General features: G+C 69.8%; 16 protein-coding genes. 3 read left to right on the forward strand and 13 right to left on the reverse strand.

What is annotated here, in order from left to right; translation table 11 throughout:
- Nucleotides 1-296: 296 nt before the first annotated feature.
- The 6 genes from cbiE to OHT57_RS09810 all read right to left on the reverse strand — a co-directional run bounded on the left by cbiE (nucleotide 297) and on the right by OHT57_RS09810 (nucleotide 6005).
- Entirely contained in the window at nucleotides 297-1508 is a 1212-nt protein-coding gene (cbiE, locus tag OHT57_RS09785) for a precorrin-6y C5,15-methyltransferase (decarboxylating) subunit CbiE (RefSeq protein ID WP_328745692.1), read from the reverse strand.
- Nucleotides 1509-1602: 94 nt separating this feature from the next.
- Nucleotides 1603-2241: a GNAT family N-acetyltransferase gene (locus tag OHT57_RS09790; protein WP_328745693.1), complete on the reverse strand. Its 639-nt coding sequence runs from the start codon at nucleotides 2239-2241 to the stop codon at nucleotides 1603-1605.
- Between the two features lie 151 nt (nucleotides 2242-2392).
- Nucleotides 2393-3217, reverse strand: a complete 825-nt coding sequence (locus tag OHT57_RS09795) for a MetQ/NlpA family ABC transporter substrate-binding protein (RefSeq protein ID WP_328745694.1) — start codon at nucleotides 3215-3217, stop codon at nucleotides 2393-2395.
- A gap of 65 nt (nucleotides 3218-3282) precedes the next feature.
- The gene (locus tag OHT57_RS09800; protein ID WP_328745696.1) at nucleotides 3283-4008 is read right to left on the reverse strand and encodes a methionine ABC transporter permease; all 726 of its coding nucleotides are present in this window, start codon (nucleotides 4006-4008) and stop codon (nucleotides 3283-3285) included.
- Nucleotides 4005-5036 (reverse strand): methionine ABC transporter ATP-binding protein, encoded by a 1032-nt coding sequence (locus tag OHT57_RS09805; RefSeq protein WP_328745698.1) that lies wholly within the window; start codon nucleotides 5034-5036, stop codon nucleotides 4005-4007. Before OHT57_RS09805 ends, OHT57_RS09800 begins: the two co-directional genes overlap by 4 nt.
- 318 nt (nucleotides 5037-5354) lie before the next feature.
- Nucleotides 5355-6005: an HAD family hydrolase gene (locus OHT57_RS09810; RefSeq protein ID WP_328745699.1), complete on the reverse strand. Its 651-nt coding sequence runs from the start codon at nucleotides 6003-6005 to the stop codon at nucleotides 5355-5357.
- A gap of 69 nt (nucleotides 6006-6074) precedes the next feature.
- Here OHT57_RS09810 and OHT57_RS09815 point away from each other — a divergent pair, with 69 nt between their 5' ends.
- Nucleotides 6075-6434, forward strand: coding sequence for a hypothetical protein (locus tag OHT57_RS09815; protein ID WP_328745700.1), 360 nt, complete (start codon nucleotides 6075-6077; stop codon nucleotides 6432-6434).
- Entirely contained in the window at nucleotides 6415-6846 is a 432-nt protein-coding gene (locus OHT57_RS09820; RefSeq protein ID WP_328745702.1) for a hypothetical protein, read from the forward strand. Before OHT57_RS09815 ends, OHT57_RS09820 begins: the two co-directional genes overlap by 20 nt.
- A 34-nt stretch (nucleotides 6847-6880) precedes the next feature.
- On the opposite strand, the gene OHT57_RS09825 is transcribed toward OHT57_RS09820, so the two are convergent.
- From OHT57_RS09825 to OHT57_RS09835, 3 genes are all read right to left on the reverse strand, one after another.
- Complete coding sequence (locus tag OHT57_RS09825; RefSeq protein WP_328745704.1) at nucleotides 6881-7378, reverse strand: GNAT family N-acetyltransferase; 498 nt, start codon at nucleotides 7376-7378, stop codon at nucleotides 6881-6883.
- 45 nt (nucleotides 7379-7423) lie between these two features.
- Nucleotides 7424-7930, reverse strand: coding sequence for a sigma-70 family RNA polymerase sigma factor (locus OHT57_RS09830; protein ID WP_328745706.1), 507 nt, complete (start codon nucleotides 7928-7930; stop codon nucleotides 7424-7426).
- 74 nt (nucleotides 7931-8004) lie between these two features.
- The gene (locus OHT57_RS09835) at nucleotides 8005-9177 is read right to left on the reverse strand and encodes a glycerophosphodiester phosphodiesterase (protein ID WP_328745708.1); all 1173 of its coding nucleotides are present in this window, start codon (nucleotides 9175-9177) and stop codon (nucleotides 8005-8007) included.
- Nucleotides 9178-9556: 379 nt separating this feature from the next.
- On the opposite strand from OHT57_RS09835, the gene OHT57_RS09840 reads away from it, so the two are divergent.
- Complete coding sequence (locus OHT57_RS09840) at nucleotides 9557-10228, forward strand: lysophospholipid acyltransferase family protein (RefSeq protein WP_328745709.1); 672 nt, start codon at nucleotides 9557-9559, stop codon at nucleotides 10226-10228.
- A 112-nt stretch (nucleotides 10229-10340) separates the two neighbouring features.
- On the opposite strand, the gene OHT57_RS09845 is transcribed toward OHT57_RS09840, so the two are convergent.
- From OHT57_RS09845 to argH, 4 genes are all read right to left on the reverse strand, one after another.
- A complete protein-coding gene (locus OHT57_RS09845; protein WP_328745710.1) occupies nucleotides 10341-11864 on the reverse strand; it encodes an MFS transporter in 1524 nt (507 codons plus the stop codon).
- A complete protein-coding gene (locus OHT57_RS09850) occupies nucleotides 11861-12412 on the reverse strand; it encodes a TetR/AcrR family transcriptional regulator (RefSeq protein ID WP_328745711.1) in 552 nt (183 codons plus the stop codon). The genes OHT57_RS09845 and OHT57_RS09850 overlap by 4 nt, the downstream gene beginning before the upstream one ends.
- 82 nt (nucleotides 12413-12494) lie before the next feature.
- Nucleotides 12495-13466 (reverse strand): aldo/keto reductase, encoded by a 972-nt coding sequence (locus tag OHT57_RS09855; RefSeq protein ID WP_328745712.1) that lies wholly within the window; start codon nucleotides 13464-13466, stop codon nucleotides 12495-12497.
- A gap of 157 nt (nucleotides 13467-13623) precedes the next feature.
- A complete protein-coding gene (gene argH / locus OHT57_RS09860; RefSeq protein WP_328745713.1) occupies nucleotides 13624-15066 on the reverse strand; it encodes an argininosuccinate lyase in 1443 nt (480 codons plus the stop codon).
- Nucleotides 15067-15159 lie beyond the last annotated feature (93 nt).

The following is a 15159-nucleotide window of genomic DNA, read 5'->3' on the forward strand; positions in this document are numbered from 1 at the left end:
CAGTCAAGAACGAGCGTGCGTGCCCAGCGGCACGAACGGCCCGCCGAGAAAGACGACAAAGCCATTAACTGGCATTGTCCCGGCCGTTCACCCGTCGCGACAGGTTGATCCGCGACGGCCCGCTGTGGACTGCGCCACGTTGCGCGTCCTCCGGTTCTGCCGTACCACACCCACCCCAAAACGGGCGCGCTTTCCGGACATTGGCGAACGAATGCCGGGCCACCCGGTGCGGTGCAACAGTCGGCCAGCCTACCGCGCGCAGTACGACAACAGGATCACGGGGACGGCGAACCGGGTCAGACCGTACGGTCCGGCAGCACCCCGCTGAGCAGGAACGCGACGCTCCGTTCCGTCTCCGTCCAGGCCCGGGTGTCCAGTTCGACGGACTGGAGGAGGGAACACTCGACGCGGTAGCCGTGCTCGGTGAGGTCCCGGCCGACGAGTTCGGCCTCGTCGCGGGTGGCCGCGTGGGCGACGATGCGTTGCGGACGCCGGTCCGCGACCGCGGAGACCACGGCCACTCCCCCGCCGCCGACACGTACGACGTCCGGCTCGGGAAGGTTCTCCAGGACGTGCGGGGCGGTGCCGGCGACGATCTGGACCTGGAGCCCGAAGGCGCGCGCGTTGGCCTCGGTGCGTTCGCAGGCCCGCAGATCGCGGTCGACGGCTATGACGGCGGCCCCGGCCCGGGCGGCCTCGGTGGCGAAGGCGCCGCTGCCGCAGCCGATGTCCCACACCAGGTCGCCGACGCGCGGGCCCAGCCTGGCGAGTTGGGCCGCGCGGAGCGGTTCCAGCTCGCCCTCGCCCATGAGACCGCCGTAGGCCTCGGCGGGCTGTGTCCAGCCGCGCGGGGCGGCGGCCGGGTCACGGCCGGCGATCCAGCCGCCGTCCTCGGAGACGGCGGCCGTGCCGCCGATGACGATGACGAGGTTGGGGTCGCGCCAGGTGTGGTCGGCGGCCTTGTCCGAGGTGACGACGGTGAGCTGCTCGCGGTCGGTGCCCAGTTCCTCGCAGATGACGAAGGTGCGGTGGACGCCGTCCATCAGCAGGCCGAGTTCGGCGGGACCGGCACCCGGTGAGGTGAGGACGGCGACCTTGGTGTGGGCTCGGCATACGTTCACCGCACGTCGCAGGGTGCGGCGGTGTGCGACGACCACTTGTGCGTCGTCCCAGGGCATACCGGCGCGGGCGAAGGCGGCGGCGACCGAGGAGACACCGGGGACGACCTCGACCTCCAGGCCGAACTCGGGTGCGCGCAGGGTCCGTACGACGCCGAAGAATCCGGGGTCGCCGTCGGCGAGCACGACGGCGGTGCCGCGGTGGCCGGTGATCCGGCGCGCGACGAGGGCGACGCTGCCGAGGCGGATGCGTTCGGCGGCGGGGGGCACCTCGGGGAGTGCCAGATGGTGGCCGGCACCCGCCACCAGCGTGGCGGCGGCGAGGGCGGAACGTGCCGTGGCGGTCAGCGGCGAGCCGTCCCAGCCGATCACCGTGACCCGGTCGGCCATCGTGTCTCAGTCTCCAGAGGTGTACGCAGGTGGTCGTCGGGAGGGTACCCGGTACGGCGGGGAAGCGGTTTCACCGGCCGCCGCCGGAGCGCGGTCAGTTCCAGTCCGAGTACGGCGTGAAACCGTCCGCGTCGGCCAACTGACCGCCCGCGCCGTCGAGGTCCTCGGGCAGCAGGCTCCACACGATGAAGTCGGTGCGCACGTCGCTCCATGTGCCGTCCTCGGCGCGGACGTGCGCTATGCAGGCACCGCGCAGGACGCCCTCGCTGATACAGCCGATCTTCTGGGCGACCTGCTGGGAGGCGGTGTTGTCGGCCGCCGTGCGCAGCTCGATCCGCTCGAACTTCTGGTCGGTGAACAGCCATTGGGCGGTGGCGAGGGCGGCTTCGGAGGCGTAGCCCTCGCCGCGGGCCCAGGGGGCGACGATGTACGACAGTTCGGTGGAGCGGATGTGCCAGTCGGTCCTGCCGAGCTGGATGACACCGACCAGGCGCTGTGTGAGGAACTCGGTGACGGCGAGACCGAGTCCGCGGCCGGCCTCCCGCTCGGTCGGCGCGTACTCCGTGATCCAGCCGCGCGCCCGGTCCTCGCTGAAGGGCTGGGGGATGTCGGTCCACGCCCCGACCTGCTCGTCGTTCATCATCTCGGCCAACGCCGGCACGTCGTCCTCGTCGAGGGCGCGCAGCACCAACCGCTCCGTGCTGATGGAGATGTTGGGGAAGGTGCCAGTCATGCGCCACTCCGTAACCGTCGGAAACCTTCAGTGCGAACTGCCCAGCATGCAGCATGGCGGCACGCAACGGCAGCACGGGGTCCACTCATGGTGAGCGAGTGGACCCCGTCCGTGGCGATACGCCGTTTACGCGCCGGTAACCGTATGCCGCTCAGAAGGACGCGATGACGGAGCCGGCGTACTTGTCCTGGATGAACTTCTTGACCTCGGCGGAGGTGAGCAGCTTGGCGAGCTTCTGCACGCGCGGGTCGTCCTCGTGGCCGTCCTTGACGGCGAGGAAGTTGCCGTACGGGTTGTTCTTGGCGGACTCCAGGACGAGGGCGTCCGAGGCGGGCTTGAGGTCGGCCTCGATGGCGTAGTTGCCGTTGACGACCGCGGCGTCGACATCGTCCAGGGAGCGCGGGGTCTGGGGCGCCTCCAGCTCCTTGAACTTCAGGTTCTTCGGGTTCTTCACGATGTCCGTGGGGGTCGCCTCGGTGCCCGCGCCGTCCTTGAGGGTGATCAGCCCGTTCGCGGCGAGCAGCTTGAGGGCACGCGCCTCGTTCACGCTGTCGTTGGGGACGGCGATCGTCGCGCCGCTCTTGAGGGCGTCGGCGCTCTTGACCTTGTGGGAGTAGAGGCCGAGCGGCTCCAGGTGGACCGTGACGACGGGCACGATGTGGGTGCCGCGCTTCTTGTTGAAGTCGTCGAGGTATGGCTGGTTCTGGAAGTAGTTGGCGTCCACCGAGCCGTCCTCGGTCGCCGGGTTCTGCGTCGTGTAGTCGCTGAACTCCTTGACCTCCAGGTCGAGGCCCGCCTTCTTCGCCAGGTTCTCCTTGATGTAGTTCAGGATCTCGGCGTGCGGGGTCGGGCTCGCGGCGACGACCAGCGGTCCGCTGGTGTCGGAGGCGGAGTCGGACGAACCGCAGCCGCTGAGCCCGAGGGTGAGGGCTCCGGCGGCGAGGAAGACAGTGGTGATCTTTATGGTGTTACGCACGAAAAGTGCCTTTCCTTTTGGGTGCAGCGATCCCGTGATGGGGTGCACGGGAAGATCGGCGGGGCTCAGACGGTCTTGGTGTCCGCCGTGGACGCCTTCAGCAGACGCAGCTTCGGCGCGGGGCCCGAGCGTCCGCTTCGGGTGTGCAGCGAGCGGGCCGCGAGGTCTCCGGCGAACTGGATGAGCGAGATGACGACGGCGAGGATCGCGACGGTGATCCACATGAGCTGGGTCTCGAAGCGCTGGTAGCCGTAGCGGATGGCGATGTCGCCGAGGCCGCCCGCGCCGACCGTGCCGGCCATCGCGGAGTAGCCGATGAGGGCGACGATCGTGGTCGTGGTACTGGCGATCAGCGAGGGCAGCGCCTCCGGTACGAGGACCTTGCGGACGATGGTCCAGGTGTTGCCGCCCATCGACTGCACGGCCTCGACGAGCCCGCCGTCCACTTCGCGGACAGCCGTCTCGACGAGGCGCGCGAAGAACGGGATCGCCCCGATCGCGAGCGGCACGATGGCGGCCTCGCGGCCGATGGTCGTCCCGGTGATCGAGCGGGTGAAGCCCATCAGCGCGACCATCAGGATGATGAACGGCATCGAGCGTGCGACGTTCACGACCTGCCCGATGACCTTGTTCGCGACGACGTTCTGGAGGAGGCCGCCCCGGTCGGTGAGGACGAGGAGGACACCGAGCGGGAGACCGCCCAGGACGGCGATGAGCGTGGCCCAGCCGACCATGTAGAGGGTGTCCCAACACGCCTGCGTGAGCAGGGGCTGCATCTCGGACCAGGTCACTTGGCACCTTCCTTCACCGGCTGGGACTCGCCGACGATGTCGATCTGCAGCCCCTGCTCACGCAGGAAGCCGACGGGTACGACGTTGTCCTCGTAGCGGCCGGGCAGTTCGAGGCGCATCCGGCCGACCTGGAAGCCGCCGACGGTGTCGATGGCGGCACCGAGGATCGATATGTCGATGTTGTAGGTGCGCGACAGCTGGGAGATGACGGGCTGGGTGGCCGCCTCGCCCTGGAAGGTGACGTCCAGGACGGTCCGGTCCTCGCCGGTCGCCTCGCCGCCGACCGGGAAGAGGGCGGAGGCCAGCTCGGAGCCGGGGGTGGCGAGCAGTTCACTGACCGTGCCGGACTCGACGACGCGCCCGTTGTCCATCAGGGCGGCCGAGTCGCAGATCGACTTCACGACCCTCATCTCATGCGTGATGAGCAGGACGGTGAGGCCCAGCCGGCGGTTCAGGTCGCGCAGCAGCTGGAGGATCGAGCGGGTGGTCTCCGGGTCGAGGGCGCTGGTGGCCTCGTCGGACAGCAGGACCTTGGGGTCGCCGGCCAGGGCGCGCGCGATGCCGACGCGCTGCTTCTGGCCGCCGGAGAGCTGGGCCGGGTAGGCGCCTGCCCTGTCGGAGAGCCCGACGAGGTCCAGCAGCTCAAGTGCCTTGCGGGAGCGCTCCTTGCCGGACTTGCCGAGGATTTCGAGCGGCAGCTCGACGTTGTCCTGGACGGTCCGGGTGGACAGCAGGTTGAAGTGCTGGAAGACCATGCCGATACGGCTGCGTGCCTGCCGCAGTTCCCGGCCGGCGCGCGGGCCGCGTCCCGCGAGGGCGGTGAGATCCTGCCCGGCGACGGTCACCGTGCCGGAGGTGGGGCGCTCCAGCAGGTTGACGCAGCGGATGAGCGAGGACTTGCCGGCGCCGGACTGGCCGATGACGCCGTACACCTCGCCTTCGCGGACGTGGAGATCGACGCCGTCGAGGGCGGTGATCTCCCGACCACGGGAGCGGTAGACCTTGGTCAGGCCTGAGGTCGTGATCACAGAGGTTTCCGTCACAGTCGAGTACGCGGGCGTGGGTGTGCCCGGGTACGGGAGGAGATTCGTGTGCGGGCTGTCGGTCACGTACGCGTTCATGGGCGTACGGACATGCCACGGCGGCTCGCTTCGGGGCGCGAGGCTCAGGGGTGGTGCGGGGGCCCTCTAACAGGCGCGCATTCGACACATACAACGAGCACCGGGCGTCATGGTCGCCTCGGTCGCCAGGATGCGGCAGCTCGTCGTGGTCATGCGATCAGTAAAGCAGACGTATGGAACCGACCAAGAACCCGCTGTCCGCATGACGGACAGCGGTGGACAACGTCAGCCGCGGACGGAGATCTCCACGCCTGCGGCGGTGACCAGCGCCGACAGAGCGGACAGATCCTCGACCACGAGATCGGCGTCGAGCTCGTGGGCCTGGTGGGTTGTGGTCAACGCCACGGTGATCATGCCGGCGGCGCGGCCGGCGCGCAGGCCCGCGGGAGCGTCCTCGAAGACGACACAGCGGGCCGGGTCGACGCCGAGTTCGCGGGCGGCGAGGAGATAGGGCTCGGGGTCGGGCTTGCCGCGCGTGACGTCGTCGGCGGCGACCAGCGTCTTGGGGCGGATGCCGACGGCGTCTAGGCGGGCCTCGGCGAGACGGCGGGTGGCGGAGGTGACGACGGCCCAGCGGTCGGCGGGCAGGGCGCCGAGGAAGTCCTTGGTCCCGGGGAGCAGTTGGACCCCGCCGTTGGGTACGTCCTCCACCTCCAACCGCTCGATCCGCGAGAGGGCCCCCGGTACGACGTCGGCGGGCAGCAGGTCGGCGGCTATCTCCACGGCCGGCCGCCCGTGCAGTTCGACCTGTGCGAACGCCTCCGCGGTGATGCCGTACTCCGCGGCCCAGCGCGTCCAGCAGCGGTGGACGGATTCGAGGGAGGAGACAAGCGTTCCGTCGTTGTCGAACAGAAGGGCTTCGGCGTGGATCTTCATGCCCCCGACCCTACGGTGCGAGGCGGGGGCGGCCGCCTCAGGCCTTTTGGCCCGTAATAGGCTCGCCGCATGTTTGATGTCCTGACGCTGGTGACCGGCGTCGCCGCGCTGCTGCTGGCCGCCTGGTGCGGCTGGGCCGCGTACCGGGATCAGTCGACCAAGGACTGGCACTTCATCGGGATGGCCGCGGTGTCGGTGCTGGCGTCGGTCCAGCTCGTGATCGGGATCGTGCAGCTCGCGCAGGGCGAGAAGCCGGAGCAGGGCACTGCGATCTTCGTGGCGTATCTGCTGGGGGCGTTCGCGTGTGTGCCGGCGGCGGGATTCATGTCGCTCGCGGAGCGGACGCGGTGGGGGTCGGCGACGGTCGCCGCCGGCGGTGTGGTGCTGGCCGTTCTGGAGGTGCGGCTCTATGACATCTGGGGAGGCTGAGGTGAGCCGGCGACGGAGCCTGGCCAGTGGGCCGGGGACGCTGCTCGTCTGGCTCTACGGCGTGATGGTCGTGGGGGCGGTGTCGCGCTCCGCGTACCAGATCTCCACGGAGTTCGACCGGGCGCCGCTCGCGTATGCGCTGTCCGCGGTGGCCGGGGTGGTCTACGGGTTCATCACGTACACGCTGGTACGCGGCGGGGAGACGGCGCGCAAGGTGGCGCTCGTGTGCTGCGGGGCCGAGCTGCTCGGCGTACTGACCGTGGGCACGTGGACGTTGATCGAACCGTCCGCGTTCCCCGATGCGACCGTGTGGTCGGACTTCGGGATGGGGTACGTCTTCATCCCGGTGCTGTTGCCGCTTTCCGCCATCTACTGGTTGCGCAAGGGTGCGCCTGCCAGGGATGCCGCCTGAGTCTGTCGGGCGGCATCCGGCCGGTTGCGGCTGCTCAAGCCGTGGCGGCGTACGTGCCTGCCGGCTTCTCCAGGACGATCATCGGTACTCCGTCGGCACCCTTTGACGTGCCCACCGTCTGGTAGCCGACCCTGCGGTAGAGGCGGAGGTTGCCCTCGCTGCGGTGGCCGGTGAAGAGGCGGAAGCTGGTGGCGCCGCGCTCGTCCGCGAGGGCGGACTCGGCCGCCCTGAGGAGACGGGCACCGATTCCGTGGCCCTGGAGGCGGGGGTGGACGCAGAGTTTGCCGATGGCGGCCGAGCCGTCCTCGGTGACATGGCCGCGGACCGAGCCGACCACCTCTTCGCCCAGGCGGGCCACGAACACGCAGTCCGAGACCACCTCCGCACGGACCGAGTCGAGGCTCTGGACGAGCGGATCGATGCGGTAGTTGCCGTACAGCGCCGCCTCACTCTGGAAGCACAGGTACTGCAGCCTGAAGATCTGCTCCGCGTCCTGCACGGCCGCCGCAGAGATGGTCACGCTCATGCCCATGTGCGCACGCCTCCCGCTCACCTGATCGCCTGTTGTCCCCCACTCCTATCCCCGCGCACGGCGTGTCGCAACCTCCGGTGTGAGCATTCGGCGAAGACAACCCAGGCATCTGGAACGTTCCGGACCGAGACTGCCCTGTGAGATACCCAACTCGCCCGCGATCTCCCGGTAGGTGAGGTCTCTCGGGGAGAGCAGCGCGGCCATGAGGGAGGGGCACCGGCCGGGAAGTCGGCGCACCGCGTCGTGCAGCGCCCCGCGCCGGGCCGCGGCGAGGGTGAGCTGTTCGGGAGTGTGGTCGCCGTCAGCCGCGGGTTCGGTGCCGTACGGCCGTTCGAAGCGGGCGGTACGACGGCTGCGGCGGGACTCCGAGCGGACGGCGCGGCGGAGCCAGCCGGGCGGGTCGAGGGGCGGCCCCTGCGTCTCCAGTCGCTCCAGGAGGCGCAGCCAGACCGCCTGTTCCAGGTCGCCCGGTTCCGTACCGGTGGCATGTGCCTCGGCGGAGGCCTCGGCGGTGAGCAGCGGGCGCAGGGTCGTGACCAAGTCGTGCGTCATATGCGGTACGACACGGCCGTCCGGGCTGCGGGTTGCCCGGACGGCCGGAAGTCACCCCATCCGGGGCCGGTGGCTCAGCGGTTGACGAAGTCCGCGCGGGCGAGGACGCCGGTGTCGGCGTTGTCGGTGAAGACGCCGTCGATGCCGGTGGCGAAGTACCTCCCGAAGGCGCCGAAGGCGTCTCCGTAGGCGTCCGCGTCCGTGCCCCTGCGGTACTCCGCGGGCAGGAAGGGGTTCTCGTTGCGCATGGTGTAGGGGTGCAGGATCAGCCCGACCTTGTGCGCGTCGGCGACCAGGGTCGTCTCCTTGTCGAGGCTGCCGTCCGCCTTCTTGGTGATGACCAGGTCGAGCGTCGGACCGATGCCCTGGGCGTAACCGGCGATCTCCCTGAGGCCCTTGGGGGTGATCAGGTCGGCGACGGTGCGCGGGTCGCCCGTCGAGACGAAGTCCCAGGGGCGGGTGTTCGCGGCGGACAGGAGCACGACCAGGGGGTTGTCGACCAGCTTGTTCAGGCGCTGGATGCTGGTCGGCTCGAAGGACTGCAGGATGACCGGGGAGTTCCGCCTGTCCTTGCCGTGCTTGTGCAGGAGCTTGGCGACCCGCTCCTCCAGACCGAGGCCCAGCTTGCGGAAGTAGGTGGGGTGCTTGGTCTCGGGGTAGATCCAGACCTGCTTGCCGCGCTTGCGGGTCTGCTCGTCCTGCCACTTCAGGACTTCCTCGAAGGTGGGGATCTCCCAGCGGCCGTTGTAGAGCGTGTTGTGCGGGCGGTTGGCCGGGATGCGCTCGATCGCGCGCAGCGTCTTGAGTTCGGCGAGCGTGAAGTCCTCGGTGAACCAGCCGGTGGTGGACACGCCGTCGAGGACCTTCGTGGCCTTGCGGCCGGCGAACTCGGGGTGGTCGGCGACGTCCGTGGTGCCGCCGATCTCCGGCTCGTGACGGCAGACGAGGTGGCCGTCCCTGGTGGGGACGAGGTCGCCGGCCTCGACCACGTCGGCGCCCAGGTCCAGGGCGAGTTCGTAGGAGCCGAAGGTGTGCTCGGGGCGGTAGCCGCTGGCGCCCCGGTGACCGATGATCGTCGGCACGGGCAGGCTCTTCAGTCCGCCCTTCCCGGGTCCGGCGGATCCGGTCGGCCCGGCGGCTCTCGCCGTGCCGGACAGCCCGAGGACCGCTCCCCCGGCGCCGAGCACCGCGGCCCCGAGAAGCGCCCGCCGCCCGGTGCCACTCGTCTGCTCGTCCTGCGTTCCCATGAGGACTCCTCCTGCCGTCGCCTCTTCAGTTCTTCAGTGCGCGCCGATCGTAGGTCCGTGTCCATGACGGAGGGGAGACCTGCGGCGGAACACGCGGGTGACGTGGGATGTCGCGTGGGAACAGATGTCTGACGACTCGTCGGCTTCATGGCGTAAGGCCGGGGTACGCGTAGGTCGGGGCGACGTCCGTCACATCGTTCCGCCCGGGTTTCCGGCACGCAACGAGGACCCTCCGCAGGTGAACGAGCGTCAACAATGCGTAAGACCTCGGTGAACCCCGGGTGCTGGATGTGCACGATCCCCCGAGCCGCGAGTAATGTCCTCACCTGCACAGACTCATACAGTTTCCCTGGCCGTTCTCTTGACACCGGAGGGCTCGTTGTCCCGCTTCGTGCTCATCAAGGCAGTGCTCGGACCGATCATGCGCCTGATGTTCCGCCCCCAGGTGGAGGGCGTGGAGCACATCCCGGGTGACGGTCCGGTGATCCTGGCCGGCAACCACCTGACCTTCATCGACTCGATGATCCTTCCGCTGGTGTGCGACCGGCAGGTGTTCTTCATCGGCAAGGACGAGTACGTCACCGGCAAGAGCCTCAAGGGCCGGCTGATGGCGTGGTTCTTCACCGGCGTCGGCATGATCCCCGTCGACCGTGACGGCGGACGCGGCGGTGTCGCCGCACTGATGACCGGGCGGCGTGTCCTCGAGGAGGGCAAGGTCTTCGGGATCTACCCCGAGGGAACCCGGTCGCCCGACGGCCGGCTGTACCGGGGACGGACCGGGATCGCCCGGCTCACGCTGATGACGGGGGCGCCGGTGGTCCCCTTCGCCATGATCGGGACGGACAAGCTGCAGCCGGGGGGTGCGGGGATGCCCCGCCCCGGGCGGGTCACCGTGCGGTTCGGCGAGGCGATGGAGTTCTCCCGGTACGACGGGATGGGCCGGGACCGCTATGTCCTGCGCGCGGTGACGGACTCCGTGATGACGGAGGTCATGCGGCTGTCCGGGCAGGAGTACGTGGACATGTACGCCACCAAGGCGAAGGCCGCGTAACGGTCCGTCGTGGGACGGGGTCCCGGGGCTGGTCGCGCCCACGCGGCGGAGCCGCGCAGTGACACAGCCCCGCGCCCCTCTGAAGGACCTCTAAAGGACCTCTCAAGGACCTCTAAAGGCGGCTTTCCAGCCGTTGGTTCCTCAGCATGAACCAGGCCGCCACTGCCGTCGCCAGCAGGACCACCGCTCCCGCGCCTGCCGCGATGGCGAGGCCGTCCACAAAGGCCTCCCGGGCCGAGGACAGCAGTTCCTGAGCCGTGGGCGACGGCATTGCGGATGCCGCCTCCACCGCGCCGCCCAGTGACTCGTGCGCCCCTGCCGGGGTCCCGGCCGGGGCCGCGAAGCCCCGGTAGACACCCGTCACGATCGAGCCCAGTACGGCGATGCCGAGGGCCGCGCCCAGCTCGTACGCCGTCTCCGAGACCGCCGACGCCGCACCCGCCTGTTCCTTCGGGACGCTCGACAGGATGACGTCCGCGGTCACCGTGAACGAGAAGCCGGCGCCCACGCCCACCATCAGCAGGGCGGTGCCCAGCATCGGGTAGCCCGTGGACTGGTCGAGCAGGGTCAGGGATGCCAGGGCCAGGCCGATGGCGGCGAGACCTCCGGCAACCACCGCGCGTACCGAGTAGCGGCGGGCGAGCGTGCCCGCGAGCAGGCCCGCCGCCACCGCGCCCACCGCCGCCGGGAGTTCGGCCAGACCAGCCTCCAACGGGCCTCTGCTCTGCACGAGTTGCAGGTACTGGGAGAGGAAGAAGACCAGGCCCGACAGGCCGAGGATGGTCAGGAGGTCGGCCAGGACGGCGCCGCTGAAGCCGCGGTTGCGGAAGAGGCGCATGTCCAGGAGGGGTGCCGGCAGGGTGAGTTGGCGGCGGACGAAGGCGTACAGAGCCGTCGCGCCCAGGGCGCCCGCGGCGAGCGGCTCCCAGGTGACGCCGTGTGCGGCGAACTCCTTGACGGCGTAGACCACCGCGATCACGCCCACCAGCGACAGCACGACACTGCTCAGGTCCCAGGGTCCCGGGTTCGGGTTGCGGGACTCGGGGAGCAGCTTGATGCCGACGAGGACGAGGACCGCCATCACCGGCAGGTTGATCAGGAAGACCGAACCCCACCAGAAGTGTTCGAGGAGGAACCCGCCGACGATGGGACCGACCGCCGTACCGGCGGAGGCGGTCGCGCCCCAGATGCCGACGGCGAGGCTGCGTTCGCGCGGGTCGTGGAAGAGGTTGCGGATCAGGGCCAGCGTGGCGGGCATGAGGGTCGCGCCGGCGACGCCGAGCAACGCTCGCGCCAGGATCATCAACTCCGGTGTCGTCGCATAGGCGTTGAGCACGGAGATCGCGCCGAACGCCGTCGCGCCGACGAGCAGGATCCGCTTGCGGCCGATGCGGTCGCCGAGACTGCCCATCGACACCAGCAGGCCCGCGATGACGAACGAGTAGACGTCACCGATCCACAGGAGCTGGGTGCCGGTCGGCCTGAGGTCCTCACTGATGTACGGGGTCGCGAGGCCGAGGACGGTCGCGTCGACGGCCACCAGCAGCACGGCGAGCACCAGGACGGACAGCGCGAGCCACCGGCCGGGACGCTGCACCGCCTCGGTCGTGGCCGCCGACTGCAGGGTGCTGGTCATGATTCCTCTCTCCGTAGTGCTCCGCCGAGCAGCAGCTCGACGGTCATGTGATGGAAGTCCTTGGGGGCGCCCTTGCCGCTCTGGAGCATCCAGACAGCGGAGGCGAGCAGGCCGAACAGTGCCTCGGTGAGCCAGGCGGGCGTGAGGTCGATGCGGAACTCGCCGTTGTCCTGACCGCGCCGGAACAGTGCGGAGATGCGGGCGTCGATCCGGCCCCAGCCCTCGTTCTGCTCCTCGCCCTCGAACAGCTGGTTCTCCGTGTACAGGAAGGCGAGGAGTCCGGCCGCGGGCTCGGCCGCACGGACCAGACGCCGTACGGCGTCGCCCGCCGGCCCCTCGTCCAGGCGGGCGGAGTCGAGCGCGGCCTCGCACTCATCGATACCGAGCGCCTCCAGCGCCCGTACGAGAGCGTCGCGTCCGGCGAAGTGCCTGTGCAGGGTGGCGCGGCTGATCCCGGCGGACCTGGCGACCTCGTCCATGGTCGCGGTGGATCGGCGGGTCAGCAGGGCGGCGGCACTGCGCAGCACGTGGTCACGATCGACAGCCATGAGACAACGATAACCCATATGAGACATTGATGTCTCATGCTGGGCGCACGCGTCTCATTGTCGACGGTCGTCGGGGCTTTCGTCAGTGCCAGGGCAGCTGACCGCGCCGCCCCCAGTACGCCTGCGGCTCCTCCGCCAGTCCGGCGAGCCTGGCCAGCTGATCGTCGTCCAGGTCCACGACGGCCGCGTGCAGGTTGGAGGCGAGCTGGCCCGCGGTGGCGGCTCCGGAGAGGACGACTCCGGCCCACGGCTGCCGGAGGACCAGCGCGAGGGCCACGGCGTCACACCCCAGGGATGTCTCCTGCGCCACGGCCTTCAGGGCACCCGGCGCGTGCGGCCCGGCGAGCCTGCCGTTGGCCATGCCCTCCTTGACGATCACCGTGAGCCCGGCGTCATGGGCCTCGGCGAGGGCGGGGGCGGCCGAGGTCTCCAGGGCGTTGTACGTCGACTGGACGGTACGGAAGAGGGGTTCACCGTCGACCGTCACGGCGAGCGCGGTGCGGATCGCGTCGGCCTGGGCGGGGCCGCTGGTCGAGAAGCCGATGGTGGTGCCCTGGGCGGCCGCTTCCGCGAGCCTCGCGTGGAGTTCCTTGTCGGTGAGGGCCGGGCTGTCCGGGGTCACCGAGTGGATCTGGTAGAGGTCGAGACGGTCGCCGAGCAGTTCGGCGGTCTCGGCGCGCTGACGGTCGTACGTCCCGACGCCGTGGTCCTTGACCTCGTGGCGCTCGGCGTCGGTCGTCCAGTCGGCGGTGTACGTGTAGCCCCACTTGCTGCCGATGACCACGTCGTCGACGCCGGGGTTCCTGGTGAGCCAGTCCGCGAGGAACTCCTCGGAGCGGCCGTAGGAGCGGGCCACGTCGAAGTAGCGGACGCCCTGGAAGTAGGCGGCGTCGAGGAGTTCGTGGGTGCGGGCGCGGAGCGCTTCCACACTGCGGTTCGCTCCGAGGTCCTCGTCCCGGCCGAGGTTGATGTAGCCGGGGCGGGCGATCGCCGCGAGGCCCAGTCCGAGGTGGCAGGTGGGGGTCGTTGCTGTAGCCAGTCGGGCGAAGGGCATCGCAGGTTCCGTTCGGTCGGTCCGGTGACGGTTCCCGACCAACGTACCCGCGATGACCTTCGACGACTGAGCCGTGCGCCCAGGAGCTCGGTTCGTGCGGTGGCGTGGCTTGTCGTGCCCACGCGGCGGAGCCGCAGATCGATACGGCCCCGCGCCCCTACAGGTCCTTGGCCTGGCCCTTGGCCTTGGCCCAGATGTGCTGTCCCGCCACGTTCGCCTTCACCTCTGCCAGCTGGATCGCCACCGCGCTGGGCGCCGTGCCACCCCTGGCGTTGCGGGAGGCCAGGGCGCCCGGGACGTTGAGGACCGTACGGACCTCCGGGGTCAGGTGGGAGGAGATCTTGGCGAACTGGTCGTCCGTCAGGTCGGCGAGTTCCTTGCCCTCGGCCTCCGCCGCCTTGACGCACTCGCCGGCGACCTCGTGGGCCACACGGAAGGGCACGCCCTGCCTGACCAGCCACTCGGCGATGTCGGTGGCGAGGGAGAAACCGGCCGGGGCCAGTTCCTCCATGCGGTCGGCGTGGACCGTGAGGGTGGCCATCATGCCGGTGAAGGCGGGGAGCAGGACCTCCAGCTGGTCGCAGGAGTCGAAGACCGGCTCCTTGTCCTCCTGGAGATCGCGGTTGTACGCCAGCGGGAGCGCCTTGAGCGTGGCCATGAGGCCCGTCAGGTTGCCGATCAGCCGGCCGCTCTTGCCGCGCGCCAGCTCCGCGATGTCCGGGTTCTTCTTCTGCGGCATGATCGACGAGCCGGTCGAGAACGCGTCGTGCAGGGTCACGAAGGAGAACTCCTTCGTGTTCCAGATGATGATCTCCTCGGCGATCCGGGAGAGGTTCACCCCGATCATCGCGGTGATGAAGGCGAACTCGGCGACGAAGTCACGGGAGGCGGTGCCGTCGATGGAGTTGCCGACGCTGCCGTTTTCGAAGCCCAGGTCCTTCGCCACCGCCTCGGGGTCCAGGCCGAGGCTGCTGCCGGCCAGGGCGCCCGAGCCGTACGGCGAGACCGCGGTCCGCTCGTCCCACTGGCGCAGTCGCTCCGCGTCCCGGGACAGGGACTGGGCGTGGGCCAGGACGTGGTGGGCGAACAGGACCGGCTGGGCGTGCTGGAGGTGGGTGCGGCCGGGCATCGCCACATCCGGGTGGGCCTCGGCCAGCCCGATCAGGGCGTCCTGGAGTTCGGCGATCAGGCCGCCGATGATCCGGGCGTGGTCCCGGAGGTACATCCGGAAGAGGGTCGCGATCTGGTCGTTGCGTGAGCGGCCGGCGCGGAGCTTGCCGCCGAGGTCGGGGCCGACACGCTCCAACAGGCCCCGCTCCAGGGCCGTATGGCAGTCCTCGTCGGCGATCGTGCCCACGAAGGAGCCGTCGGCCACGTCCGCCTCGAGCTCGTCGAGCCCCGCGTGCATGCGCTGGAGCTCGTCCTCGCTCAGGAGTCCCGCCTTGTGCAGCACACGCGCGTGGGCACGCGAACCGGCGATGTCGTACGGCGCGAGCCGCCAGTCGAAGTGGACGGACGCGGACAGCTTGGCCAGGGCCTCGGCGGGGCCGTCGGCGAAACGGCCGCCCCAGAGCCGGACGTCACCGCTGTTGCTGCTCACTTGCGTTGCTCCTCACCGCTGCACTCAACCTTATGCATGATTATGCAGAGTCATGCATGATTCGTCAATCCAGACAGGGGCGGCGGAGAATTT

Origin of the sequence: Streptomyces sp. NBC_00285, from assembly GCF_036174265.1 — a bacterium.
Classification (GTDB): Bacteria; Actinomycetota; Actinomycetes; order Streptomycetales; family Streptomycetaceae; genus Streptomyces.

Excerpts from the sequence above, each read along its gene's own strand:
- cbiE (WP_328745692.1), bottom strand. The coding sequence starts at position 1,508 with ATGGCCGACCGGGTCACGGTGATCGGCTGGGACGGCTCGCCGCTGACC.
- OHT57_RS09790 (WP_328745693.1), bottom strand. The coding sequence starts at position 2,241 with ATGACTGGCACCTTCCCCAACATCTCCATCAGCACGGAGCGGTTGGTG.
- OHT57_RS09810 (WP_328745699.1), bottom strand. The coding sequence starts at position 6,005 with ATGAAGATCCACGCCGAAGCCCTTCTGTTCGACAACGACGGAACGCTT.
- OHT57_RS09815 (WP_328745700.1), top strand. The coding sequence starts at position 6,075 with ATGTTTGATGTCCTGACGCTGGTGACCGGCGTCGCCGCGCTGCTGCTG.
- OHT57_RS09820 (WP_328745702.1), top strand. The coding sequence starts at position 6,415 with ATGACATCTGGGGAGGCTGAGGTGAGCCGGCGACGGAGCCTGGCCAGT.
- OHT57_RS09825 (WP_328745704.1), bottom strand. The coding sequence starts at position 7,378 with ATGGGCATGAGCGTGACCATCTCTGCGGCGGCCGTGCAGGACGCGGAG.
- OHT57_RS09830 (WP_328745706.1), bottom strand. The coding sequence starts at position 7,930 with ATGACGCACGACTTGGTCACGACCCTGCGCCCGCTGCTCACCGCCGAG.
- OHT57_RS09835 (WP_328745708.1), bottom strand. The coding sequence starts at position 9,177 with ATGGGAACGCAGGACGAGCAGACGAGTGGCACCGGGCGGCGGGCGCTT.
- OHT57_RS09845 (WP_328745710.1), bottom strand. The coding sequence starts at position 11,864 with ATGACCAGCACCCTGCAGTCGGCGGCCACGACCGAGGCGGTGCAGCGT.
- OHT57_RS09850 (WP_328745711.1), bottom strand. The coding sequence starts at position 12,412 with ATGGCTGTCGATCGTGACCACGTGCTGCGCAGTGCCGCCGCCCTGCTG.
- OHT57_RS09855 (WP_328745712.1), bottom strand. The coding sequence starts at position 13,466 with ATGCCCTTCGCCCGACTGGCTACAGCAACGACCCCCACCTGCCACCTC.